This is a genomic window from Citrobacter sp. RHB20-C16 (assembly GCF_013890155.1).
Classification (GTDB): domain Bacteria; phylum Pseudomonadota; class Gammaproteobacteria; order Enterobacterales; family Enterobacteriaceae; genus Citrobacter_A; species Citrobacter_A amalonaticus.
The window spans coordinates 3,241,732-3,264,885 of record NZ_CP057630.1; the positions used below are offsets into that span (position 1 = coordinate 3,241,732).

Consider the following 23,154-nt stretch of genomic DNA (forward strand, 5'->3'; position numbering starts at 1 on the left):
GGCGTGGTAGAGAAATATCAGGAAGGTAACAAAAGTGGCGCGGCAGAAGACCGCGCCACCAAAATCAGAAGCTGGCATTGACCCCAACATACGGGCCGTCCGCAATGGCGTTATCACGATTGCCGTCTTTACCCGCCAGGTTGAGGTAGCGATAACCCGCTTCGATGCTGAGCGGACGCATGATCGTCAGACGCGCGCCGGCATTCGCCTCTTCATAGCTCTGGATCCCGCTGGATAACGAGTCCGGTGAGTAGTAGTACTCGCCGAACAGGCGGAAACTGTCGCCTATTGGCCACTGTAATCCACCGCCAACCGCAGCAGCATAGCCTTCATCACTGTCGTTCGGGTTGGTATAGACCCCTTTGCCGCCCACCGTCGCCATCAGCGGACCGAGCGGTAGATTTAGCCCCAGCCCCAGACCCGCGACGTCGCCGTCGTCATCGCTATGCATCCAGTTACCGCTCAGCGCCAGTCCCGTGGACTCGGTGCCAAAGCCGACGCCAACGTTGGTATATTCCTTACCCGCCTGTCCGCTGATGCTCATTGCACTCGCAGAGGCGGAAACGAACAGCATTCCCGCTATGCCAAATAATACGCTTTTTTTCATTTTTACCCTTTCCAGCAAGCAAATACGTAAAGTTCCCCAAAGCCGCAGGATTGTACTGCCAGCGCTAAAGGAATCAATGAGCTAAAAAAGCGATCGTGCAGCATTTTGTAACTAAATAATACTGTTCAAAGGCAAGAAGAGTCCCATTAACCCTCTTTACCGTCCGGAAAAGCGCCAGGATACTATTTTTTATTCATAGCAATCCATCAAAGTACATTTCTCATATGAATAGAAAATAAACATTTTCTCCCCTGTTGCCAGGGGATAAACTTTTCCCTGCTAACACTCCCTCTGCTTCAAGGAACATTACCGTGCGTCAAAGGACTATTGTTTGCCCCTTAATACAGAATGCTGGAAGTTATCTCCTGTGCCAGATGGCCGACGACCGGGGCGTTTTCCCGGGCCAATGGGCACTGTCTGGTGGTGGCGTTGAACCAGGGGAACGCATTGAAGAGGCCCTGCGCCGTGAGATTCACGAAGAACTGGGTACTGAGTTGGTTCTGACTGATATCAAACCCTGGACCTTCAGCGATGATATCCGTACCAAAACCTACCCCGATGGCCGTCAGGAAGAGATTTATATGATTTACCTGATTTTCGACTGCATCGCTGCCAATCGTGAGGTACATATCAATGACGAGTTTCAGGCGTTTGCCTGGGTCAAGCCGGAAGATTTAGCGAAATACGATCTGAACGTTGCGACGGTGAAAACCTTAACACTGAAAGGGTTATTGTAATATTTGATGACAGCCATTACGGCTGTCATTTTTTATTCATAATAGGGGTTAGAGTGATACCAGTTTGCCATCAAGGAATAATTTTCCCTTATCGACATGCATCACCAGGCCGTCCAGATAATCCGGGGTCAATTTTACACCCCGCATATTTTTTGCCAGATATGTCAAACAATGATTGTGGGTAAAAATTACCACATCTTTATTTTCCGACTTATTGGCTAAACGCTCAATGGCCTGATAAGTCCCCCGCCCACAGGCATGCATGCCTTTATCTACCGTCAGTTTTTTATCCGCAGAAAACCAGGTCGCTGACTGAATGGTGCGTACCGTATCGCTGGCATACAAATCGTAGTCTTTTATCTCTTTACCAAACGCGGCACCCAACGCACGGGCTTGCTTCGCGCCATGCTCGGTAATGCCGGTTTTATCCGACAGGCAGAGATTGTCTGATCTGTCGCAGCGCTCGGCATGACGAAACAACACCACCACCGGATGCTGTTTTGCCAGTACCGCCAGGGTACGGGAATCGATTCGCGGCAATCCGTTACTACTCCAGGCGAAATGACTGCCCAGCCCTACCATTATCACCAGCGCTGATAACAGGATAACCGTATATTTTTTGGATTTAATGAAATACTGGGACACGATAAACACAATAAACTCCACCCGTTACCGGCGAACAGAAATATCACTTTACGGCGTACTGCTTAATCAAAGGCATGATCATTTAAGTGGGCAAAATGCCTGAAAACCCTGGCCAATGCAAATGCAATATAGAGAAAAACGGATATATTTTCTTAACGTTAAGTTCTTAAGGTTAAATTAATATTCAGCCACTATTATTTGGCTTTAACTGGATAATCCTCATTTAGCCTCCTGTTTATGACTTAATAAATAAGAGGATCGCAGTATCCAAATGGCTAAAGGAAATATAATGTCTGATTTTCTGCCTTTCTCTCGCCCGGCGATAGGTACGGAAGAACTTGCCGCAATCAAAGCGGTTCTTGATTCCGGATGGATTACGACCGGCCCGAAAAATCAGCAACTGGAAGAGGCCTTCTGCCAGCTGACGGGAAACCACCACGCTATTGCTGTCAGCTCCGCCACGGCAGGTATGCATATCGCCCTCATGGCGCTGGGAATCGGTGCCGGTGATGAAGTCATCACCCCGTCAATGACCTGGGTTTCCACCCTGAACATGATTGTGCTATTGGGCGCCACCCCAGTGTTGGTGGATGTCGACCGCGACACGCTGATGGTCACCGCTGAGCACATTGAAGCTGCCATAACGCCGCGCACGAAAGCCATTATTCCCGTCCATTACGCCGGCGCACCGGCCGATCTGGATGCCATTTACGCCCTTGCGGAACGTCACGGCATTGCGGTTATCGAAGATGCCGCCCACGCGGTCGGGACTTATTATCAGGGTCGTCACGTCGGCGCACGAGGTACCGCGATTTTCTCCTTTCACGCCATCAAGAATGTCACCTGCGCAGAGGGAGGACTGATCGTCACCGATGATGAGCCACTCGCCCGGCAGTTACGCGCCCTGAAATTCCACGGACTCGGCGTGGATGCCTACGATCGCCAGACCTGGGGTCGCGCGCCTCAGGCCGAGGTACTGACACCAGGTTACAAATACAATCTAACCGATATTAACGCAGCGATGGCGCTGGTTCAGTTAGACAAACTAGAGACACTAAACCGTCGCCGGGCAACTATCGCCCACGCGTACCAACAAGCGCTGGCCGATCTGCCGTTTCAACCGCTGAGCCTGCCGTCATGGCCCCACGTCCATGCATGGCATCTGTTTATTATTCGTACCGACAAAGATCGCTGTGGCATCAGTCGTGACGCGCTGATGGAGGCACTCAAAGCCCAGGGAATCGGGACCGGTTTGCATTTTCGCGCGGCACACACGCAGAAATATTACCGCGAGCGCTTTAACACCCTGTCGCTCCCCCATACCGAATGGAACAGCGCACGTATCTGCTCGCTACCGCTGTTTCCTGATATGACCCCGGCGGATACCGCTCGTGTCATCACCGCACTTCGCCAGATTGCAGGTAAATAACCATGTTTGAAGCTCTTCCGATTACGAAAGTGTCGGTGGTGATCCCTGTCTATAACGAACAGGAAAGCCTGCCGGAACTGTTCAGGCGAACCACTGCGGCCTGCGAGAGTCTGGGAAAAGACTATGAAATCCTGTTGATTGATGACGGTAGCAGCGACCATTCTGCCCGGTTGTTGATCGACGCATCAGAAGCTGAAGGCAGCCACATCGTTTCGATTTTACTCAATCGCAACTACGGGCAGCATTCCGCCATCATGGCGGGATTCAGTCACGTTACTGGCGACCTGATCATTACGCTCGATGCCGATCTGCAAAACCCGCCGGAAGAGATCCCGCGTCTGGTGGCAAAAGCCGATGAAGGGTATGACGTCGTTGGCACCGTACGCCAGAATCGTCAGGACAGTCTGTTCCGTAAAACCGCCTCGAAGATGATCAACCATCTGATTCAGCGCACCACGGGCAAAGCCATGGGCGACTACGGCTGCATGCTTCGCGCCTATCGCCGGCACATTATCGATGCCATGTTGCATTGTCATGAGCGCAGCACATTTATCCCGATTCTGGCGAATATTTTTGCCCGGCGCGCCACGGAGATCCCCGTTCATCACGCGGAACGTGAATTTGGTGATTCCAAATACAGCTTTATGCGGCTGATTAACCTGATGTACGACCTGGTGACCTGCCTGACGACGACGCCTTTGCGCATGTTGAGCCTGCTCGGCAGCGTCATCGCCGTTACCGGATTTACTCTGTCGATACTCCTCGTCATTCTCCGCCTGACGCTGGGGCCACAATGGGCGGCTGAAGGGGTATTCATGCTGTTTGCCGTTCTGTTTACCTTTATCGGCGCGCAGTTCATCGGCATGGGATTACTCGGTGAATATATCGGTCGAATTTACAACGATGTTCGCGCCCGCCCCCGCTATTTCGTCCAGCAAGTTATTCGTCCGGAAAGCCCGCTCTCTACAAAGGAAAATCAATAATGAAAGCCGTTGTCTTCGCGTATCACGATATGGGCTGTCTGGGCGTTCAGGCCGTGCTCGACGCCGGCTATGACATTGCCGCCATTTTTACACATGCGGATAATCCAGGAGAAAACACGTTTTTTGGCTCCGTTTCTCGCCTGGCCGCTGAGGCGGGGATCCCGGTCTACGCCCCGGATGACGTGAACCATCCAATCTGGGCTGAGCGTATCAGCCAACTCGCTCCTGACGTTATTTTCTCTTTCTATTACCGTCATCTGCTCAGCGATGCAATTCTGGAACAGGCTCCGGCTGGTGCATTCAACCTGCACGGTTCACTCCTGCCAAAGTATCGCGGTCGCGCCCCGTTGAACTGGGTGTTGGTGAATGGCGAAAGCGAAACCGGCGTGACGCTGCATCGCATGGTCAACCGCGCCGATGCAGGCGCCATTATCGGGCAACAGCGTGTCGCTATTTCGCCTGACGATACGGCCCTTACGCTACATCATAAGCTTTGCCAGACCGCCCGACAGGTGCTGGAACAGGCACTACCCGTTATCAAACGAAGAGAGACGCGTGACGTTTTGCAAAACGAGAGCGACGCAACGTACTTTGGTCGTCGCACGCCTGAAGACAGTTTCCTGACGTGGAACCGACCGGCAACGACGCTGTATAACATGGTGCGGGCGGTCGCGGCCCCCTGGCCGGGCGCGTTCAGCTATTCCGGCACGCAAAAATTCACCATCTGGTCATCCCGCGTCCACTCACAGCCCCAGACCGCGCAACCGGGTACCGTGATTTCCGTCGCGCCCCTGCTGATCGCCTGTTCCGAAGGCGCACTGGAGGTAATGACCGGACAGGCGGGTAACGGCATCACCATGCAGGGTGAACAGTTAGCGCAGGTTCTCGGCCTGGTTGCGGGGTCTCGTTTAAACAGTCAGTCACTGGCCACCAGCAAGCGCCGTACCCGCGTGCTGATCCTCGGCGTGAATGGTTTTATTGGCAACCATCTTACCGAACGCCTGCTGCGCGAAGACCACTACGAAATCTATGGTCTGGATATCGGCAGCGATGCGATTGGCCGCTTCCTCAACCACCCGCGTTTTCATTTTGTGGAAGGCGACATCAGCATTCACTCTGAATGGATCGAATATCACGTTAAGAAATGCGACGTGGTGCTGCCGCTGGTGGCCATTGCCACGCCAATTGAATATACCCGCAACCCACTGCGCGTCTTTGAACTGGATTTTGAAGAAAACCTGAAAATCATTCGCTACTGCGTGAAATACCGTAAGCGGATCATTTTCCCCTCGACTTCTGAAGTGTACGGGATGTGTACCGACAAAGTGTTTGATGAAGACAGCTCGAATCTGATTGTCGGGCCGGTCAATAAACCCCGCTGGATTTACTCGGTGTCCAAACAGCTTCTCGACCGTGTCATTTGGGCCTATGGCGAAAAAGACGGGCTCCGCTTTACCCTCTTTCGCCCCTTCAACTGGATGGGGCCGCGACTCGACAGCCTGAATTCTGCGCGAATTGGCAGCTCACGCGCCATCACACAGTTGATCCTTAACCTGGTGGAAGGCTCGCCGATTAAGCTTATCGAAGGCGGAAAACAGAAACGCTGCTTTACGGATATCCGCGACGGCATCGAAGCGCTGTACCGGATCATTGAAAATGCGGGGGGTCGCTGCGACGGTGAAATCATCAACATCGGCAACCCGGAAAACGAAGCCAGCATCAAGGAACTGGCGGAAATGCTGCTGGAGAGTTTCGACAAACATCCACTGCGCCATCATTTTCCACCGTTTGCCGGGTTACGGGTGGTTGAAAGCAGCAGCTATTATGGCAAAGGCTATCAGGATGTGGAGCACCGTAAGCCCAACATCCGTAATGCAAAACGTTGCCTGGACTGGGAGCCTACCATCGATATGCGCGAAACGGTTGACGAGACGCTGGATTTCTTCCTGCGCAGTGTAGATCTCACGGAACATTCATCATGACAAAAGTCGGCTTGCGTATTGATGTCGATACCTTCCGCGGCACCCGCGAAGGCGTGCCGCGCCTGTTAGCGTCATTGAGCCGATACCACATTCGGGCAAGTTTTTTCTTCAGCGTTGGGCCTGACAACATGGGGCGCCATCTCTGGCGCCTGATTAAACCGCAGTTTCTGTGGAAAATGCTGCGCTCAAACGCCGCATCTCTTTACGGCTGGGATATTTTGCTGGCCGGTACCGCCTGGCCGGGAAAAGAAATCGGTCGCGCAAACGCCGAGATTATCCGTGAAGCGGCACGCCAGCATGAAACGGGGCTGCACGCCTGGGATCACCACGCCTGGCAGTCCCGAAGTCCTCAGTGGAGCGAACAGCAACTGATCGCCGATATTTCACATGGAATAGCCGCCCTTGAGGCCATCACCGGCCAGCCCGTGACCTGTTCAGCCGTCGCGGGCTGGCGCGCTGACCAGCGTGTGGTGCTCGTCAAAGAGGCATTTCCTCTGCGATACAACAGCGACTGCCGCGGCTGGGCGCCGTTCCGTCCGGTTCTCGGGGCTGATGCGTTCGCTACGCCACAAATTCCGGTCACGTTGCCCACGTGGGATGAAGCGGTGGGTCGTGAGGTTCAGGCAGAGGATTTCAACGACTGGATCCTCTCCCGAATACAGCGGGATACCGGTACGCCGGTGTATACCATTCATGCCGAAGTCGAAGGCGGTGCCTGGCACAGCCAGTTTGAGGAACTGCTCCAGCGTGCGGCCGATGCGGGCATCACCTTCTGCCCACTTGGCGATCTCCTGCCTGAGGATCGCAACACCTTGCCGCCGGGAGAGATTATTCGCGGTCACATCGCGGGAAGAGAAGGATGGTTAGGCTGCCAGCAAGCAATGAGTGTCATACGATGAAAAACACCCGTTATTATCAGATACTGGCCGCGCTAATCGCGTTCTGGTACATCATCCCCATCAACCTGCGTCTGTTGTGGCAACCTGATGAAACACGCTATGCCGAGATCAGTCGTGAAATGCTGGCCTCCGGCGACTGGCTTGTTCCTCATTTTCTTGGCGTCCGTTACTTTGAAAAACCCATTGCCGGGTACTGGATCAACAGCATCGGGCAGGGATTGTTTGGTGCGAACAATTTCGGCGTTCGCGCGGGCGCCATTTTTGCGACGCTGGTCACCGCCGTGCTGGTGGCATGGCTTGCCATGCGCCTATGGCGCGATACGCGTACCGCCCTGCTGTCGGCCATCATCTTCCTGTCGTTGTTTATTGTCTACGGGATTGGCACCTATGCGGTGCTCGATCCGCTGATTGCGCTCTGGCTAATGGCGGGACTGTGCTGCTTCTGGCAGGCGATGCAGGCAACCACCTGGCAAGGGAAAAGTGCAGGATTCCTGCTGCTGGGCGTCACCTGCGGGATGGGCGTGATGACCAAGGGTTTTCTGGCGCTTGCGGTACCGGTGCTCAGCGTTCTGCCGTGGGTCGCCGCGCAGAAACGCTGGAAAGATCTGTTCCTCTTTGGCGGATTAGCGGTCATCAGTTGTGTCGTCGTCATTCTGCCGTGGGGACTGGCAATCGCCCAACGTGAACCCGATTTCTGGCACTACTTTTTCTGGGTCGAACACATCCAGCGTTTCGCGATGGATGACGCCCAGCACAAAGCGCCGTTTTGGTACTATCTGCCGGTGCTGATCGCCGGAAGCCTGCCGTGGCTTGCGCTGCTTCCCGGAGCCTTAAAGACCGGCTGGCAGACGCGAGATGAATCGCGCAGCGCATTCTATCTGCTCGGTTGGATCGTAATGCCGCTGGTGTTTTTCAGCATCGCGAAAGGCAAATTACCGACCTATATTCTGTCCTGTTTCGCCCCGCTCGCCATACTGATGGCGAGATACGGATTGAACGCAGCGGAAAAGGGCTTTGCCGCGCTGCGCATCAACGGCTGGATCAATATTCTGTTCGGCGTCATCGGGATTATCGCTACGCTGGTTGTCTCGCCGTGGGGACCGCTGAAATCGCCGGTCTGGATGCACATTGAGGTGTATAAGGTTTTCTGCACGCTGGGGATGTTTGCTCTGTGGACTTTTTTCGGCTGGTATACGCTGACTAACACCGAAAAGAGCTGGATTTATGCCGCGCTGTGTCCCGTGGCGCTGGCGCTGTTGTTTGGTTTTTCCGTGCCCGATCGGGTCATGGAATCCAAACAGCCACAGTTTTTTGTCGAGATGACCCGGGAAAACCTGGCGCCAAGCCGCTACATTCTTACCGACAGCGTAGGCGTCGCCGCCGGGCTGGCCTGGAGCCTGAAGCGCGACGACATTTTAATGTACGGGCAAACCGGCGAGTTGAAATATGGCCTTAACTATCCCGATGCTAAAGGCCGGTTCATTCGCTACGGCGATTTTGCGGACTGGCTCAGCCAGCACCGTCAGGAGGGTATTATTACGCTCGTGCTCACCATCGCGAAGGATGAAGACATCAACCGCCTTGCCATTCCCCCTGCTGACAGTATCGATAATCAGGGGCGTCTGGTGCTGATTCAGTATCGTCCCAAATGATCTGGCTGGTATTAGTACTCGCCAGCCTGCTCAGCGTTGCAGGGCAATTATGCCAGAAACAGGCAACGCTCCCCGTGCCGACCCGCGCGCGAAGACGCCATGTTGCCCTGTGGCTGGGGCTGGCGATCGCCTGCCTTGGCCTGGCGATGATCCTGTGGTTGTTGGTATTGCAGAACATTCCCGTGGGTATCGCTTACCCGATGCTCAGTCTCAACTTTGTCTGGGTCACATTGCTGGCATGGAAAATCTGGCGTGAACCGGTGGCGCTTCGTCACTGGCTGGGCATCGTCTTGATCATCAGCGGTATTTTTATTCTGGGGAGTGCGGCGTAATGGGATTACTCTGGGGACTGTGCAGCGTGATCATCACATCCGTCGCGCAACTGGGCCTGAGCTTTGCGATGGCAAACCTGCCGCCGATGACACAGTGGCAGACGTTTATCCCGGTGCTGTTCTCCCTCCATACCGGTACGCTCGTGCTATTCACCAGTTTAGTGGGCTATCTGCTGTCGGTTTTCTGCTGGCATAACGCGCTGCATCACCTCGCGCTGAGCAAGGCTTACGCGCTGCTCAGCCTGAGTTATGTGCTGGTGTGGGTGGCGTCGATAATCTTACCCGGCTGGCAGGGCACGTTTTCTCTGAAAGCACTGCTGGGCGTACTGTGTATCATGGCCGGACTGATGTTCATTTTTCTGCCCGCACCGCGGAAAACGCGCTGACGTTTATTTGTTCCCCAACAACGTCTTCAGGCGCTCCCACTCGTCGCAGGTATAATTTCTGGCATCCAGAATCTTCACCGTCCGCCCGCTGTCACGGTTGACGGAATACAGCGCATCCTTCTGCGGGGAAAGGATATCACCGGCATTCACCACAATGTCAGACTGGACTTCAGCGATCATTTTCAGTGAACCGCCGGCATCACTTAACACTAATGCATGCTTCCCTGACCTTTTGTCATAGCACGACTTCTTCACCTGCCACTCCATTGCGTACCTTTACGTATCGGGAACTTTTACATTACGTTACACAGTAGCAGATAAACAAAGTGGCAATGGGCATCAATTGGTAAAACTGCGAAGTGAAATTAATGTTTTCCTAATGTTTCATTCACCCAATCAACGACGGCACGCCGGGATATCTTGATCCCCCCATTTTTCAGTTCGGCAGGCAGAGAAAGCCAATGTACCGGCTGCTGGAAACGTGCCAGTTTGTCTTTCACCCATTCGTTAAGTTCTGTCTCTGCGACGTCTGCGTCACATTCCACCACCGCCACCGGTCGATGACCAAATTCGGCGTCCTCGATCGGCACGATAAACGCCTGCAGCACGTGAGGATGCGTAACAATGACCCGTTCCACCTCTTCGGGTTGTATCCCCTCTCCGCCGCTAAAAAAGAGATTATCCAGACGTCCGGCGATGGTCAGTTTTCCGTCATTCAGCACGCCGCGATCGCGTGTGGCAAACCAGCCTTCATCGTTAACCAGCGAAACCAGTTTACCGTCTCGCCAGTAGCCTTCCGCCATACTGGCCGCCCGCAGCCAGACTTCATCATTTACGATTCTGACTTCTCGTCCCGGTAAAGGCATACCGACATCAACCAGACCGTCCGCCTCTTTTGCACATACCGTTGAGGCAAATTCCGTCAGGCCGTATCCGCACCAGCAGCGAATGCCCTGCGCGCGCGCCTGCTCGGTTAACGCCACCGGAATCGCCGCGCCACCCAGCAAAACGGCTTTCAGCGCCACCGGCGTCTGGTTCACCAGCAGTCGCCAGAGTTGCGTTGGCACCAGCGAAGCATGGGTGCATCCGGCCAGCATCTGTTCCAGCGGCTGTTTTTCCCGTACCGTCATCCGCGCCCCGGCCACTAACCAGCGCCACAGAATCCCCTGTCCGGAGACATGAAACAACGGCAGAGAGAGCAGCCAGTCGTCCTCTGTTGCCAGCGGCATCAGCGACAGCACACCGTCAGCACTGGCAATATGCGCCTGACAGGTATGAACTGCCGCTTTCGGTAGACCGGTCGAACCGGAGGTCAGCGTCATGGAACACAGACGCTGCGGCTGCCAGTCGACGGCATGCTGCCCGTTCGCGTTCAGGCAGTTCAGCGGGATCAGAAAGGGAAAGGCGTTCTCCCCCTCCAGGTCCAACGCAAACTGCAGCGTGAGATCGGGCAGCAATGTTGCCAGTAAGGCGTGAGGAAGCTGCGGGTTGACCGGCAGGATCCGTGCCCCACACTGCAACAGCGCCAGCCATGCCAGCAGTGTCTGCGGATGATTCCAGGCGCGCAGCATCACGCCGCAGCCTTCGGTAACCCCCTGTGCGGCAAAACCGCTCGCCAGGGCATCAATACGCGTACAGAGCGTGCGCCAGCTTAGCACCTCATCATTCAGGCGTAAGGCTGGCGCGTCTCCCTGAACCTGCCGCCAGTATCGCCACGGCCAGTCAGGAAAGGTCATCGCAGGCGTTCCAGGGCTGATTCGTCAATCAGTGGTAATGGACTTCCCGGCCAGTGGCGAATCTGCTGCGCCTGCATCAGGCTCAGCGTATCCAGTCCCGGAATGGTGTCCGGCGTCAGCCACGCGGCAATGCGCGCCAGTTGGGTCAGACCCAGGCTCGACTCGATGGATGAACTGATCACCGCCGTCAGCCCCAGTGTATGCGCGGCCTGTACCTGCTCACGCACTTTTTCCAGCGACCCGGTCAGCGTCGGTTTGATCACCACTGCACGTACGCCCTCTTCTGCTTCAAAGACAAAATCCGCCTCACGCAGGCTTTCGTCCCAGGCGATAGCAATCCCGGTTTCACGGGCAAAGGCTCGCGAGTCGTCCCGCGTTTTGCACGGTTCTTCGAGGAAAGCGATGCGGTTACGGTAGTCCGGGTTCACGTACTTCGCGAACTGCTGCGCCTTCAACGGCGTCCAGGCGCGGTTGGCATCCAGCCGCAGCCGCAATTCCGGGATCGCCTCCAGCAGCAGGTTGACCACCATGCCGTCGCGAACCGCTTCGTACAGTCCGACCTTCACCTTCGCGACTTTTTCGCCGGGCATATCCGCCAGTTGCAGCACCAGATCGTCCGGATCGCCGGTACACAGCGGCGCCGCCCGATAGTCTGCGGCTTCAGGCAGCGTTCCGGCTATTTCCGCCAGCGCACAACTGACGCCAAAGGCCACAGAAGGCATGTCAGGCAATGCATCTTCTCCCTGCAGCCAGCCGTCAACCCAGGCCAGCAGCGCAACCTGCGCCTCTTCCTGGGTTTCCTGACTGAATCCCGGCAGTGGGGAGATCTCTCCCCATCCCTGACGCTCGCCGTCGTGCAGGCGAACATACAGCCCGTCACGCGTTTTTAACCGCCTGTCGCGCAGAACCACCCCCGCGTCCATGGGGATCTGCCAGCGGTATACCTGCGCGCTACGCATTACGGATTCCGTTTGAATTTGCTGAAATCAGGGTGACGTTTCTGGTTGAAGGCGTTACGGCCTTCCTGACCTTCTTCCGTCATGTAGAACAGCATGGTGGCGTTACCCGCCAGCTCCTGCAAACCGGCCTGACCATCACAGTCGGCGTTCAGCGCCGCTTTCAGGCAACGCAGCGCCATCGGGCTGTTTTGCAGCATTTCACGACACCAGCGCACGGTTTCTTTTTCGAGTTCAGCCAATGGGACAACGGTGTTCACCAGCCCCATATCCAGCGCCTGTTTGGCATCGTACTGACGGCACAGGAACCAGATTTCACGCGCTTTCTTCTGCCCCACGATCCGCGCCATGTAAGACGCCCCCCAGCCGCCGTCAAAGGAGCCGACTTTCGGGCCGGTCTGCCCGAAGATGGCATTTTCCGCCGCAATCGTCAGGTCGCACATCATATGCAGCACGTGACCACCGCCAATGGAATAACCCGCCACCATCGCCACGACCGGCTTCGGACAGGTACGGATCTGGCGCTGGAAATCCAGCACGTTCAGGTGATGCACACCAGAGTCATCCTGATAGCCGCCGTAGTCGCCGCGAACCTTCTGGTCGCCGCCGGCACAAAAGGCTTTATCGCCTGCGCCAGTCAGAATAATCACGCCCACGTTATCGTCGTAACGGGCATCCGCCATCGCCTGAATCATCTCTTTGACGGTCAGAGGACGGAATGCGTTGCGCACCTGCGGACGATTAATGGTGATTTTTGCGATACCGTCGGTCGATTTCTCATAGCGAATGTCGGTGTAGCCTTCCGAGCAATCGTGCCATTCTACCGGTGCGTAAAGCATTGTTTCATCAGGATAGATCATAGTGTGTCCTTTAGTCAGAGACGCAGAATCTGAGCCAGACAGTCCACCACGCCTGCGGGATTTTCCCGGTGCGCATTGTGTCCGGCGTTACGAATCACATGGCGGGTCGCCGCTAATTCCGTCGCCAGGGCGCAGAATTTGCTGTCACGTTCACCACATAAATAATAAAACGGAAAGGCGCGCGCGGTGAGCGCAGCGCGTAAATCAGGCTGGACCGCCAGCGAAGTGGCTTCCAGCATTGCCGCCAGCGTTTCGCCGTTATTCTGACTACGCAGCGCGACCAGCGCTTCTCGTTGCCGCGCGTTCAGCGAAGCAAAAACCGGCTGCTGATACCAGTCAGTAAACACCTCAGTCAGCGCGTCATGGCGAAAACGTTCCGCCCAGTGATGGTCAGAATCCCGGCGCGTGTCGCGTTCGGCGTCGCTTTGCAGTCCCGGATGCCCGCCTTCAACCACCAGGCCGCAAAGCCCCGGCATTTCCTGACAGGCCGCGATCATCGCCACTCTGCCGCCGAGGGAATATCCCACCAGCCAGTATTTCAGTATGTTGTAACTAAGGAGAGTATCACGCAGCAAGCTGATCACATCGGTAAATCCGCTGACGCGGATCTCCGCCGATCCACCGTGACCAGGCAGATCGATGTACAAGCGTGAAAAGCCGGAAAGCCGCTCGCCGATCGGTTGCCATTCCTGGCTATCGCCGGAAAAACCGTGCAGGAAAACCAGCCAGGGTGAGTCTGACTGCGCGGCTTTTGCCTGCGCGTGCAGGATCATAATTGGCTCACCTGCGCCAGCAGCTGTTGTAGCGTCTGCGCGCCGTCGGTGTCGTTGACCACCAGTTCAATCACCGTGGTCGCAGGCGTACGCCACGCGCCAGCCAGCGCCGCCTCCAGTTCATCCCAGCTTTCCGGGCGATGATACTTGAGGTTAAACATTGCAGCCGCGTGTTCAAAATGGACATTTTGCGGCATCAGGTAAAAGCGTTCACGTTCGCTCTGCGGCGTGGGCAGCAGCGAGAAAATCTGCCCGCCGTTATTGTTCACCACAATCAGTACGAACGGCGCGGAGACCTGCCGTAACAGGGCTAACGCATTGAGATCGTACAACGCCGATAAATCGCCCACGATCGCCAGCGTCGATTTCGCGCTGGCGCGCTGCACGCCCGCAGCGGTCGATAACAGACCATCAATACCACTTGCGCCGCGATTGCTGTAAACCGGGTAACCTGCCGGAAGCTGCGACAGCGCATCAATCAGGCGTACCACCAGGCTGTTGCCGACAAAAAGCTGCCCCTGCTCGGGCAGATAGTCGCGAATGCGATGCGCCAGTTGCGCCTCGCCAAAAGTATCACGCCGCGCCGCCACGGCCTGCCAGGCCTGCTCCGCCAGACGCGGAATGTCTACACACCACGGTTGCCGTTTTTCCGCAGGATGCAGTTCCAGCCAGTCGCCGATTTTTGCCACCAGACGACGACCGCGATGATGCGCCGGATCCAGCCGCCCTTCGATATTATCGACAATCCAGTACTCCTCCGGCTCGCAGTTTGCCTGCCATTGCAGTAAGCGTTTTCCGGTCAGACTGCTGCCCAGCTGCACCACAATCTGTGCCTGCTGCAGTTCCGTCACCGCCTTCGGATTGCCGAGCCAGAGGTCGGCACAGGGAAGCGGCTGTCCGGTTTGCGACAGCACATCGCCAATCAGCGGCCAGCCCAACGTCTGCGCCCATTGCGCAACTTTCTTGCCCTCTTCTGCACCCATTCGCCCGGCAACAACAACGCCGCGTTTTTGCCGCCAGAAGAACCAGTCGCGCTGTTTGTCGCTCTCCAGCCGACGCGCTTCGCGCAGCCAGGGTTTGTCATCCTTCCACCAGTCACCGAGACGCTGTTGCCAGGCCAGACCGGTTTCGTCCATCTCGCCATATAACGGCTCGGCAAACGGACAGTTGATATGGACCGCGCCGGCATGCAGCGAGGCCAGCGCATTATCGATAGTCGACACCAGCCAACGGGCCGGAATGTCCTGCGTCGGGCGCGGAAGCGAAAGCGTTTGTGACGGGTGTGACGCAAACATGCCCGCCTGACGAATCGCCTGATTCGCGCCGCAGTCAATCAGTTCAGGAGGACGATCGGCCGTCAGAAGGATCAGTTTTTCACCGGTCAGCCCCGCTTCAATCAGCGCCGGATAGAGGTTAGCGACCGCCGTACCGGAGGTCACGATCACGGCAACAGGCTGTTTACTCACCTTCGCCAGTCCCAGCGCCAGATGGCCAAGACCACGCTCATCAAAATGCGTGTGGTGAATAAAAGCCGAATTTTCCGCCGCCGCCAGGGTGAGCGGCGTGGAACGAGAGCCAGGGGCAATGCAAACATGCCTGACGCCATGGCGAGTTAATGCTTCCAGAATGACCGCCGCCCAGCGTCGGTTAAATGCGCTTACTGACATGAGATTGTCCGGTATCAATATTGCGACTCAGTATAAAGAACGGAAAAAAGGGATTATTGATATGAGTCGGGAATATGTAACTCATTATCCATCCATCTGTAACAAAGATCGCAGACCAGCGGCTTTATTATCGATTTCCTGCCACTCCTGCTCAGGGTCTGACCCACGAACAATACCCGCACCGGCATACAGCCGAACCACGTTACCGCTGATTTTCGCCGACCGCAGCGAAACACAAAATTCGCTTTGCTGTAATGACAGATAGCCCGCCGACCCGGCGTACCATTCCCGCGCAAAAGGTTCACGCTGCTGAATAAATGCCCGTGCCCGTTCGCGTGGGATCCCGGCCACGGCGGCCGTGGGCTGCAACTGCAGTAAACAGAGCGTGTCATCCGCCTGATTCAGCGCCGTCCAGATGCAGCGTCGCAAATGCTGCACTTTTCGCAACCGCAGCACCTGCGGCGGCAAAACGTCCAGTGTATGCGTGTAGTCCTGCAGGCGCTGACAGATATCCTCGACCACCAGCATATTTTCGCGCTGATTTTTGTCGTCCTTCATCAGCCATTCGCCCAGTTGCCAGGCCTTATAATCATCCGGGTGATTCGCTACCGTCCCGGCGAGCGCCTCGGTACGGAGCGCGGTATCGCGACGTCGCCAGAGACGTTCCGGAGACGAACCCAGGAACGCACTCTGCGCAGAAAAAGCCATATAAAAATGGTAGCAGTTCAGGTTCAAACGGCGACTTGAAGCCATCACAGCAGCGGCATTCACCGGGCGAGAAAAGTGCAGATCGCTGGCGCGCGCCAGCACCACTTTATCCAGTTCACCTTCGGCAATCGTCTGCGTGGCCTGCTCAATCAGGGTGATCCAGCCTGCTTTTTCGGGCCAGTGCTGTTCAGCGGTTTTGCTCAGACGTAATGTCGGCAGCGGTTTTACACTCGCCAGCGAGGCGAGAAAGGTCAGCGCCCGGTCAGCATCCTCGCGCAGAGAAACATCACTCCACAAATGCAGACGCAGCACAGCCACGCCCGCACAGCGCCGCCACTCAAGACGCGGTAACACCAGGTTACCCTGCTCTGGATCAAACGCATTCAGTCCCCAGATACGCAGGTCGGTTTGCTGCGGATGTTGGCGAAGAAAGCATTGCGCCTCATCGAGAGAAGAAAATGGCGCAACGACGCCCAGCACGGCGGCCTCTTCATCACCGTTGCGCTGCTGCCAGTAAAATTGCGGATAAATGGACTGACTTGCCAGCCAGCTTAACGCATCGAAAGCGTCATTAAGGGGAAAAGGAACATCGAGAACCCGAATGCCTGGTGCCGCCGGGATTGCCTGCGACAAAAGACGCGTCAGACCTTCCAGCGCAGTAGTGAGTGAATGCACGCGGACCTCTCCCTGTTAAAAACCTCACATTATACGGGGTACTGCACAAAAAAAGCAGTACCCCAGTTTAGGGAGTCAATGCGATCTCGCTTGCAGATTAGCGTCGTGCCAGCAGTAAGCCGAGCACCAGTCCGACCGCCGCGCCAACGCCAATCCCCTGCCAGGGTTTTTCGTGCACATAATCATCTGCACGATAAACGGCCTGTCTGGCACGATAATAATAGCTATCTGAAGCCTGACTTACGCGATTTTTGACCTCATCCAGCGCCTTTTCAGCCCGCGCTTTCAGCTCAATGTATTTCTGATCGGCGGGATCCCCTGAGGAACGCAGCACCTCTTCCAGCGTTTCACTCAGCAACGTCAGGTCGTCATCAATACGCGAATCACCAAATTGATAAGACATTCTCGTTCTCCATGTTAGTAAACCTGCCCCTAACTATAGACAACGACTCAGGATCCCGCCCGAATCGCTTCGCGCGCCATCCCCACATGTGGGATGCCATCTTCCTCATAGACTTCGGTGACCGGAGCAAAACCAAATCGTGCATAGAATGCCTGCAAATGCGCCTGTGCGCCCAGATACAGCGCCTTCTCCGGCCAGTGTCGCTGACAAGACGCCAGCGTCTGCGCCATCAAATTTTGGCCCAGCTTTTCACCGCGTAACGCTTCACTGACGATCACCCGTCCAATCACGACGGGCTCCAGATCTTCAGTGCTTTTCAGAATCCTCGCATACGCCACCAGCTCGCCGTCATGCCAGCCCAGGATATGGCGGTTCTCACCCACCAGATCGTCACCGTCTACGTCGAGATAGGGACAGTTCTGCTCTACAACAAACACCGCACAGCGCAGTTTTAACAGCGCATAGAGCTGTGGGACGGTTAATTGCGAATGATGCAGGTCTTGCCAGGTAATCATCGTGCGCTCCTTTTCCGTAAACGATTTATACTAGCCAGATTATTTTTCAAAAGTGTAATGAAATAATGGAATTTCTCTTTCTGGGTACCTCAGCTGGCGTGCCCACGCGTACGCGCAACGTGACAGCCATTTTGCTACATCATCAACACCCGACGCAGCCCGCGCTATGGCTGTTTGACTGTGGTGAAGGTACGCAACATCAGATGTTGAGCACGGCATATCATCCCGGCAAAATTGAGCGGATTTTCATCAGCCATCTGCACGGCGATCATCTGTTCGGTTTGCCGGGTTTACTGTGCAGTCGTTCGATGGCGGGCAATGCTCATCCGCTAACGCTTTACGGGCCGAAGGGGCTGCGTGAGTTTACTGAAACCGCGCTGCGTCTGAGCGGCTCATGGACTGACTATCCGCTGGAAATCGTCGAAATCACCGCCGGGGAAATTCTTGATGACGGGCTGCGAAAAGTAACGGCTTACCCGCTTGAACACCCGCTGGAATGTTACGGTTACCGCGTTGAGGAGCATGATAAACCCGGCGCGCTCAACGCCAAAGCGCTGAAAGCCGCTGGGGTGAAGGCCGGTCCCTGGTTTCAGGATCTGAAAGCAGGCAAAACGGTCACCCTGGAAGACGGCAGCGTGATACGCGGGGCCGATTTTCTTGCCCCAGCGACGCCCGGTAAAACGGTCGCGATTTTTGGCGATACCGCGCCCTGCGCATCCGCGCTTGATCTGGCGAAAGGGGTCGACGTGATGATTCACGAAACCACGCTGGATACGTCAATGGAAGAAAAGGCCAACAGCCGTGGACACAGTTCCACCCGCCAGGCGGCACTGCTGGCACGGGAGGCTGCAGTCGGAAAGCTCATCATAACGCACGTCAGTTCGCGCTATGACGCCGCAGGTTGCCAGCGACTGCTGGCAGAGTGTCAGGCTATCTTCCCTTCCACTGAACTTGCCGACGATTTCGCCATTTTCACGGTTTAGGGCTCCATTTTTTGCTCTCAGTGCCGATAACAGTAAAAACGCAGTATTCACACTGAGGACAGCATGGACAATTTCCAGAAAGATATCGATGACAGGGCGAATCTGACCCTGTCCAACCGCTTTGAACTGCTGCTGTTTCGTCTGGGAAACTCCCTGCACGAACAGAAATCTGAGCTGTTTGGCATTAACGTGTTCAAGTTGCGCGAAATTGTACCTATGCCTGCCTTTACTCGTCCGGCAGGGATGAAGGCGCCATTGCTGGGAATGGTCAATATTCGCGATCAGGTGATTCCGGTTATTGACCTCCCCGCCGTAGCCGGCTGCAAGCCGGAGAATGGACTCAACATTCTGTTAATCACCGAATATGCCCGTAGCGTGCAGGCCTTCGCCGTCGAGTCGGTCGAAAACATCATGCGCCTGGACTGGAAGCAGGTACACACCGCAGAGAAAGCGGTGAACGGCCGCTACATCACCAGTATCGCCTGTCTGGATGAAGACAAAGAGACCAACAACCTGGCGCTGGTGCTCGACGTAGAACAGATTCTGTATGACATCGTGCCATCGAATCACGACCTGCGCGCAACGGAACTGAAAACCAATAAGTTCAACATCACTCCCGGTGCCGTGGCTATTGTCGCGGAAGACTCCCGCGTAGCCCGTGCGATGCTGGAGAAAGGTCTGACGGCCATGGACATTCCCCATCAAATGCACGTCACCGGTAAAGATGCCTGGGACAAAATTCAGCAACTGGCGCAGGAAGCGGAAGCGGAAGGTAAAGCGATTAGCGAGAAGATCGCACTGGTGTTAACCGATCTGGAAATGCCGGAGATGGATGGTTTCACCCTGACCCGAAAAATCAAAACCGACGAGCGGCTGAAGAAAATTCCGGTGGTGATCCACTCTTCTCTTTCCGGTAGTGCCAATGAAGATCACGTCCGCAAAGTGAAAGCCGATGGCTACGTGGCGAAGTTTGAAGTGAATGAACTGTCATCCGTTATTCAGGAAGTGATGGACCGCGCGGCGCAAAACATCAGCGGCCCGCTGGTCAGTCGTCAGTTGATTGCCTGAAGATTCTTCATCCATAAAAAAACCCGCCTCGGCGGGTTTTTCGTTTTTGCTTGTCGCTTACATCAGCGGTGCGGCTAACTGCACAATACTGATCAGCGGCTGCGGGTAAATACCCAGCACCAGCACCAGCAGTGCGGAGATCAGTACCACAATACCGCCTGCGCTGTACTGCCAGTTAGACGGCGCATCGCGGTTAAGCTGCTGCGGTGCGCTCAGGTACAGACTCACGGCAACACGCAGGTAGTAATACAAACCAATCGCGGAACCAACCACCACAGCAGCAACCAGCCACCATAGGTTCGCCTGCACACCGACTGCCAGCACGTAGAATTTACCGATAAAGCCCAGCGTCATCGGGATACCCGCCAGAGACAGCATCATTACCGTCATCACTGCCGCGAGGATCGGACGATGCCAGAACAGCCCACGGTAGGAGAACAGAGAATCGGCATCCGGACCACGGTACGGACTGGACATCAGGCTGACCACGCCGAACGCGCCGAGGCTGCTGAACAGGTAACCGGCAAGGTAAACGCCGACCGCTTCCATGGACATCTCGCCGCTCTGCAGAGCAATCAGCGCCACTAACAGGTAGCCGAGGTGAGAGATAGACGAATAACCCAGCAGACGCTTGATGTTAGTCTGGCTCAGCGCCATCAGGTTACCGAAGATGATGGAAGCAAAGGCGATCACGCCAAGCACCACGCGAACCGCTTCACTGTCGCCAACCGGCGCGTACAGGAACAGACGCATCACCACGCCGAAGATAGCGATTTTGCTCGCCGTCGCCAGGAAGGTGGAAACCGGAGCCGGTGCGCCCTGGTATACGTCTGGCGTCCACAGGTGGAACGGAACCAGAGAGAGTTTAAAGCCCAGACCAACAATCATCATCCCGAAGCCCGCCAGCAGCAGCGGCTCGTTCAACATACCGTCGCCGAGGCTCTTACCGAGCGCAACAAACGACAGGTTGCCAGACTGCGCGTACACCAGCGCCATACCAAACAGCAGGAATGATGAGGCGGCAGCAGACAGGATGGTGTATTTGATACTGGCTTCCAGCGAACGTTTCTGACGGAAGGCATAGCCCACCAGACCAAACAGCGGCAGGGAGATCAGTTCGATACCAAGGAACAGCGCCGCCAGATGATTGGCGTTCGCCAGCAGAATGCCACCCAGCGCGGCAATCAACACCAGCAGGTAGAACTCTTCCCGGTTATCGTCATAGCCTTCCAGCCACGGGTAGGCAAAAGTACAGGTCGCCAGACTCGCCAGCAGAACCAGTCCGGTGTAGAGCATTGCGAAACCGTCAACCCGCATCAGCGGGGTCACGTCCATCGCGCCAGCCTGGCCAACAAACCAGAGCGAAACCAACGCGGCGTTAAGCCCAATGACCGACAGCGTGGCATTGAGGAAGTGATTGCGTCGCCACGCAATGGAGAGCATCACAACCACCACCGTCAAGCCGACGATCAGCAGCGGTAGCAGCGCAATCAGGTGTTGTGGAGTTATTGTCATGGCGATTTACGGCCTTGTAGTAGTAACGGAATTAACAAACCACTGCTGGATGTTGCTCATCGCAGAATGCGAGGTATCCAGAATCGGCTGCGGATAGAAGCCAAGCAGTACCAGAAGCACGACCAGCAACAGGATGATAAACAGCTCACGCAGCGACATCCCTGGCAGTTCTTGTTGTGCAATCTGGCTCTTCGCTTTACCGAAGTAAGCGCGATGTAGCATCGCCAGCGAGTAAACAGAGGCAAACACCAGACCAAAGGTCGAAATCACGGTGATGACCGGAACCACCTGGTAGCTGCCAAACAGGATCATGAATTCGCCAACGAAGTTACCGGTGCCAGGCATACCCAGCGTCGCCACGGCGAAGAACATCGACAGCGCCGGTAACCATTTCATTTTGCCCCACAGGCCGCCCATCATACGCATGTCGCGGGTGTGCAGACGTTCGTACAGTTGACCACACAGAATGAACAGACCCGCAGCGGACAGGCCGTGCGCAATCATCTGAATCACCGCCCCCTGGTACGCCAGTTGGCTGCCGGTGTAGATGGCAATCAGCACGAAACCCATGTGTGAAACCGAGGTGTAGGCGATCAGACGTTTAATGTCGTACTGCGTGAACGCCATCCATGCACCGTAGAAGATACCGATAACGCCCAGCCACATCGCGATAGGCGCGAACTCCGCTGACGCGTTCGGGAACAGCGGCAGAGAGAAACGCAGCAGACCGTAAGCGGCGGTTTTCAGCAAAATACCGGCGAGGTCAACAGAACCCGCGGTCGGTGCCTGGGAGTGCGCATCTGGCAGCCAGCCGTGCAGTGGAACCACCGGCATTTTCACCGCAAACGCGATGAAGAAGCCCAGCATCAGCAGATATTCGACGCCATGCGACATCGGCGTTTTCAGCAGGTCTTCATAGTTGAAGGTCCACACGCCGGTCGCATTATGGTGAACGAACACCAGCGCCAGGATGGCAATCAGCATCACCAGACCGCTCGCCTGGGTGTAAATGAAGAACTTGGTTGCCGCCGTGATACGCGTTTTACCGTCGGACGCCTTGTGGCCCCACAGCGCGATCAGGAAGTACATCGGCACCAGCATCATTTCCCAGAAGAAGAAGAACAGGAACATGTCGATGGCAAGGAACACACCGATCACGCCGCCCAGGATCCACATCAGGTTCAGGTGGAAGAAGCCCTGGTATTTTTCGATTTCTCGCCAGGAACACAACACCGCCAGAACGCCAAGCAGACCGGTCAGCACCACCATCAGCAGCGACAAACCGTCGATTGCCAGGTGAATCGAGATGCCAAAGCGCGGGATCCACGGCAGGACAAATTCAGACTGCCACTGCGGAATGCCAGCAGACTGCGTCAGCGAATAACCGCCCTGTAGCCACAGTTGCAGGCCAAGCGCGAGCGTCAGTCCCATGGTGATCAGCGCGATCCAGCGCGGCACCTTCACGCCAAAGCGTTCGGTCTGCCAGCACAGGAAGCCACCGATAAAGGGGATTAATATCAACCAAGGTAATAACATGGTGATCTTTGTTCCTTGTTTAAGTCCGGTTCAGGCTATCTCACTCGTCATAGCGAACCCCGACAGTGCTCGCAATCCTCACATACCTCAGTACGCTCCGGTTGCGG

The 23,154-nt window shown here is 55.8% G+C and carries 23 protein-coding genes; 10 read left to right on the top strand and 13 right to left on the bottom strand.

Features of this window, described 5'->3' with window-relative positions:
- Positions 1-64: 64 nt before the first annotated feature.
- The gene (locus HVX64_RS15545) at positions 65-607 is read right to left on the bottom strand and encodes a YfaZ family outer membrane protein (protein WP_043000043.1); all 543 of its coding nucleotides are present in this window, start codon (positions 605-607) and stop codon (positions 65-67) included.
- 311 nt (positions 608-918) lie between these two features.
- Here HVX64_RS15545 and nudI point away from each other — a divergent pair, with 311 nt between their 5' ends.
- Positions 919-1,344, top strand: coding sequence for a nucleoside triphosphatase NudI (nudI, locus tag HVX64_RS15550; RefSeq protein ID WP_044258544.1), 426 nt, complete (start codon positions 919-921; stop codon positions 1,342-1,344).
- Positions 1,345-1,392: 48 nt separating this feature from the next.
- Here nudI and HVX64_RS15555 read toward each other — a convergent pair whose 3' ends face one another.
- Positions 1,393-1,998, bottom strand: a complete 606-nt coding sequence (locus tag HVX64_RS15555; RefSeq protein ID WP_043000041.1) for a histidine phosphatase family protein — start codon at positions 1,996-1,998, stop codon at positions 1,393-1,395.
- Between the two features lie 280 nt (positions 1,999-2,278).
- Between HVX64_RS15555 and arnB the strand changes: the two genes are divergently transcribed.
- Genes arnB through arnF form a run of 7 tightly spaced genes read left to right on the top strand, consistent with a single transcriptional unit; the run spans position 2,279 to position 9,652 of the window.
- Positions 2,279-3,418, top strand: coding sequence for a UDP-4-amino-4-deoxy-L-arabinose aminotransferase (arnB, locus tag HVX64_RS15560; protein WP_044258542.1), 1,140 nt, complete (start codon positions 2,279-2,281; stop codon positions 3,416-3,418).
- Between the two features lie 2 nt (positions 3,419-3,420).
- Positions 3,421-4,401: an undecaprenyl-phosphate 4-deoxy-4-formamido-L-arabinose transferase gene (gene arnC / locus HVX64_RS15565; RefSeq protein ID WP_104446747.1), complete on the top strand. Its 981-nt coding sequence runs from the start codon at positions 3,421-3,423 to the stop codon at positions 4,399-4,401.
- The gene (gene arnA, locus HVX64_RS15570; protein WP_130098089.1) at positions 4,401-6,383 is read left to right on the top strand and encodes a bifunctional UDP-4-amino-4-deoxy-L-arabinose formyltransferase/UDP-glucuronic acid oxidase ArnA; all 1,983 of its coding nucleotides are present in this window, start codon (positions 4,401-4,403) and stop codon (positions 6,381-6,383) included. The genes arnC and arnA overlap by 1 nt, the downstream gene beginning before the upstream one ends.
- Positions 6,380-7,282: a 4-deoxy-4-formamido-L-arabinose-phosphoundecaprenol deformylase gene (gene arnD, locus HVX64_RS15575; protein ID WP_044258536.1), complete on the top strand. Its 903-nt coding sequence runs from the start codon at positions 6,380-6,382 to the stop codon at positions 7,280-7,282. Before arnA ends, arnD begins: the two co-directional genes overlap by 4 nt.
- On the top strand, positions 7,279-8,934 hold the full coding sequence (arnT, locus tag HVX64_RS15580) for a lipid IV(A) 4-amino-4-deoxy-L-arabinosyltransferase (RefSeq protein WP_044266224.1): 1,656 nt from the start codon (positions 7,279-7,281) through the stop codon (positions 8,932-8,934). Before arnD ends, arnT begins: the two co-directional genes overlap by 4 nt.
- A complete protein-coding gene (gene arnE / locus HVX64_RS15585) occupies positions 8,931-9,266 on the top strand; it encodes a 4-amino-4-deoxy-L-arabinose-phosphoundecaprenol flippase subunit ArnE (RefSeq protein ID WP_044258530.1) in 336 nt (111 codons plus the stop codon). Before arnT ends, arnE begins: the two co-directional genes overlap by 4 nt.
- On the top strand, positions 9,266-9,652 hold the full coding sequence (arnF, locus tag HVX64_RS15590) for a 4-amino-4-deoxy-L-arabinose-phosphoundecaprenol flippase subunit ArnF (protein WP_043000034.1): 387 nt from the start codon (positions 9,266-9,268) through the stop codon (positions 9,650-9,652). The genes arnE and arnF overlap by 1 nt, the downstream gene beginning before the upstream one ends.
- Before the next feature lie 3 nt (positions 9,653-9,655).
- Here arnF and pmrD read toward each other — a convergent pair whose 3' ends face one another.
- From pmrD to HVX64_RS15635, 9 genes are all read right to left on the bottom strand, one after another.
- Positions 9,656-9,919 carry a signal transduction protein PmrD gene (gene pmrD, locus HVX64_RS15595; protein ID WP_044258528.1) on the bottom strand — a complete coding sequence of 88 codons (264 nt, stop codon included), beginning with the start codon at positions 9,917-9,919 and terminating at the stop codon, positions 9,656-9,658.
- 98 nt (positions 9,920-10,017) lie between these two features.
- On the bottom strand, positions 10,018-11,388 hold the full coding sequence (gene menE / locus HVX64_RS15600) for an o-succinylbenzoate--CoA ligase (protein ID WP_044258527.1): 1,371 nt from the start codon (positions 11,386-11,388) through the stop codon (positions 10,018-10,020).
- Positions 11,385-12,347, bottom strand: a complete 963-nt coding sequence (gene menC / locus HVX64_RS15605; protein WP_044258525.1) for an o-succinylbenzoate synthase — start codon at positions 12,345-12,347, stop codon at positions 11,385-11,387. Before menC ends, menE begins: the two co-directional genes overlap by 4 nt.
- Positions 12,347-13,204 carry a 1,4-dihydroxy-2-naphthoyl-CoA synthase gene (menB, locus tag HVX64_RS15610; protein WP_181825048.1) on the bottom strand — a complete coding sequence of 286 codons (858 nt, stop codon included), beginning with the start codon at positions 13,202-13,204 and terminating at the stop codon, positions 12,347-12,349. Before menB ends, menC begins: the two co-directional genes overlap by 1 nt.
- 14 nt (positions 13,205-13,218) lie before the next feature.
- A complete protein-coding gene (menH, locus tag HVX64_RS15615) occupies positions 13,219-13,977 on the bottom strand; it encodes a 2-succinyl-6-hydroxy-2,4-cyclohexadiene-1-carboxylate synthase (RefSeq protein WP_044258521.1) in 759 nt (252 codons plus the stop codon).
- Positions 13,974-15,644, bottom strand: coding sequence for a 2-succinyl-5-enolpyruvyl-6-hydroxy-3-cyclohexene-1-carboxylic-acid synthase (gene menD / locus HVX64_RS15620; RefSeq protein WP_044258520.1), 1,671 nt, complete (start codon positions 15,642-15,644; stop codon positions 13,974-13,976). The genes menH and menD overlap by 4 nt, the downstream gene beginning before the upstream one ends.
- An 84-nt stretch (positions 15,645-15,728) precedes the next feature.
- Positions 15,729-17,027: an isochorismate synthase MenF gene (gene menF, locus HVX64_RS15625; RefSeq protein WP_044258518.1), complete on the bottom strand. Its 1,299-nt coding sequence runs from the start codon at positions 17,025-17,027 to the stop codon at positions 15,729-15,731.
- Positions 17,028-17,124: 97 nt separating this feature from the next.
- Positions 17,125-17,430 carry a stress response protein ElaB gene (gene elaB, locus HVX64_RS15630; protein WP_043000026.1) on the bottom strand — a complete coding sequence of 102 codons (306 nt, stop codon included), beginning with the start codon at positions 17,428-17,430 and terminating at the stop codon, positions 17,125-17,127.
- A 47-nt stretch (positions 17,431-17,477) separates the two neighbouring features.
- Positions 17,478-17,945, bottom strand: a complete 468-nt coding sequence (locus HVX64_RS15635) for a GNAT family N-acetyltransferase (protein WP_044258515.1) — start codon at positions 17,943-17,945, stop codon at positions 17,478-17,480.
- A 65-nt stretch (positions 17,946-18,010) separates the two neighbouring features.
- Between HVX64_RS15635 and rbn the strand changes: the two genes are divergently transcribed.
- Together rbn and HVX64_RS15645 are read left to right on the top strand one after the other, a co-directional pair.
- Positions 18,011-18,928: a ribonuclease BN gene (gene rbn / locus HVX64_RS15640; RefSeq protein ID WP_044258512.1), complete on the top strand. Its 918-nt coding sequence runs from the start codon at positions 18,011-18,013 to the stop codon at positions 18,926-18,928.
- 63 nt (positions 18,929-18,991) lie between these two features.
- Positions 18,992-19,996, top strand: a complete 1,005-nt coding sequence (locus HVX64_RS15645) for a chemotaxis protein (protein WP_044258510.1) — start codon at positions 18,992-18,994, stop codon at positions 19,994-19,996.
- A 57-nt stretch (positions 19,997-20,053) separates the two neighbouring features.
- Here the strand turns inward: HVX64_RS15645 and nuoN are convergent, their stop codons facing one another.
- Both nuoN and nuoM read right to left on the bottom strand, forming a co-directional pair.
- The gene (gene nuoN, locus HVX64_RS15650; protein WP_043000022.1) at positions 20,054-21,511 is read right to left on the bottom strand and encodes an NADH-quinone oxidoreductase subunit NuoN; all 1,458 of its coding nucleotides are present in this window, start codon (positions 21,509-21,511) and stop codon (positions 20,054-20,056) included.
- Positions 21,512-21,517: 6 nt separating this feature from the next.
- On the bottom strand, positions 21,518-23,047 hold the full coding sequence (gene nuoM / locus HVX64_RS15655; RefSeq protein WP_043000021.1) for an NADH-quinone oxidoreductase subunit M: 1,530 nt from the start codon (positions 23,045-23,047) through the stop codon (positions 21,518-21,520).
- Between the last annotated feature and the right edge of the window lie 107 nt (positions 23,048-23,154).

Bases quoted from the DNA above. Each gene is read 5' to 3' on its own strand.
- HVX64_RS15545 (WP_043000043.1), bottom strand. From the start codon at position 607: ATGAAAAAAAGCGTATTATTTGGCATAGCGGGAATGCTGTTCGTTTCC.
- arnB (WP_044258542.1), top strand. From the start codon at position 2,279: ATGTCTGATTTTCTGCCTTTCTCTCGCCCGGCGATAGGTACGGAAGAA.
- arnC (WP_104446747.1), top strand. From the start codon at position 3,421: ATGTTTGAAGCTCTTCCGATTACGAAAGTGTCGGTGGTGATCCCTGTC.
- arnA (WP_130098089.1), top strand. From the start codon at position 4,401: ATGAAAGCCGTTGTCTTCGCGTATCACGATATGGGCTGTCTGGGCGTT.
- arnD (WP_044258536.1), top strand. From the start codon at position 6,380: ATGACAAAAGTCGGCTTGCGTATTGATGTCGATACCTTCCGCGGCACC.
- arnT (WP_044266224.1), top strand. From the start codon at position 7,279: ATGAAAAACACCCGTTATTATCAGATACTGGCCGCGCTAATCGCGTTC.
- arnE (WP_044258530.1), top strand. From the start codon at position 8,931: ATGATCTGGCTGGTATTAGTACTCGCCAGCCTGCTCAGCGTTGCAGGG.
- arnF (WP_043000034.1), top strand. From the start codon at position 9,266: ATGGGATTACTCTGGGGACTGTGCAGCGTGATCATCACATCCGTCGCG.
- pmrD (WP_044258528.1), bottom strand. From the start codon at position 9,919: ATGGAGTGGCAGGTGAAGAAGTCGTGCTATGACAAAAGGTCAGGGAAG.
- menE (WP_044258527.1), bottom strand. From the start codon at position 11,388: ATGACCTTTCCTGACTGGCCGTGGCGATACTGGCGGCAGGTTCAGGGA.
- menC (WP_044258525.1), bottom strand. From the start codon at position 12,347: ATGCGTAGCGCGCAGGTATACCGCTGGCAGATCCCCATGGACGCGGGG.
- menB (WP_181825048.1), bottom strand. From the start codon at position 13,204: ATGATCTATCCTGATGAAACAATGCTTTACGCACCGGTAGAATGGCAC.
- menH (WP_044258521.1), bottom strand. From the start codon at position 13,977: ATGATCCTGCACGCGCAGGCAAAAGCCGCGCAGTCAGACTCACCCTGG.
- menD (WP_044258520.1), bottom strand. From the start codon at position 15,644: ATGTCAGTAAGCGCATTTAACCGACGCTGGGCGGCGGTCATTCTGGAA.
- elaB (WP_043000026.1), bottom strand. From the start codon at position 17,430: ATGTCTTATCAATTTGGTGATTCGCGTATTGATGACGACCTGACGTTG.
- HVX64_RS15635 (WP_044258515.1), bottom strand. From the start codon at position 17,945: ATGATTACCTGGCAAGACCTGCATCATTCGCAATTAACCGTCCCACAG.
- rbn (WP_044258512.1), top strand. From the start codon at position 18,011: ATGGAATTTCTCTTTCTGGGTACCTCAGCTGGCGTGCCCACGCGTACG.
- HVX64_RS15645 (WP_044258510.1), top strand. From the start codon at position 18,992: ATGGACAATTTCCAGAAAGATATCGATGACAGGGCGAATCTGACCCTG.
- nuoN (WP_043000022.1), bottom strand. From the start codon at position 21,511: ATGACAATAACTCCACAACACCTGATTGCGCTGCTACCGCTGCTGATC.
- nuoM (WP_043000021.1), bottom strand. From the start codon at position 23,047: ATGTTATTACCTTGGTTGATATTAATCCCCTTTATCGGTGGCTTCCTG.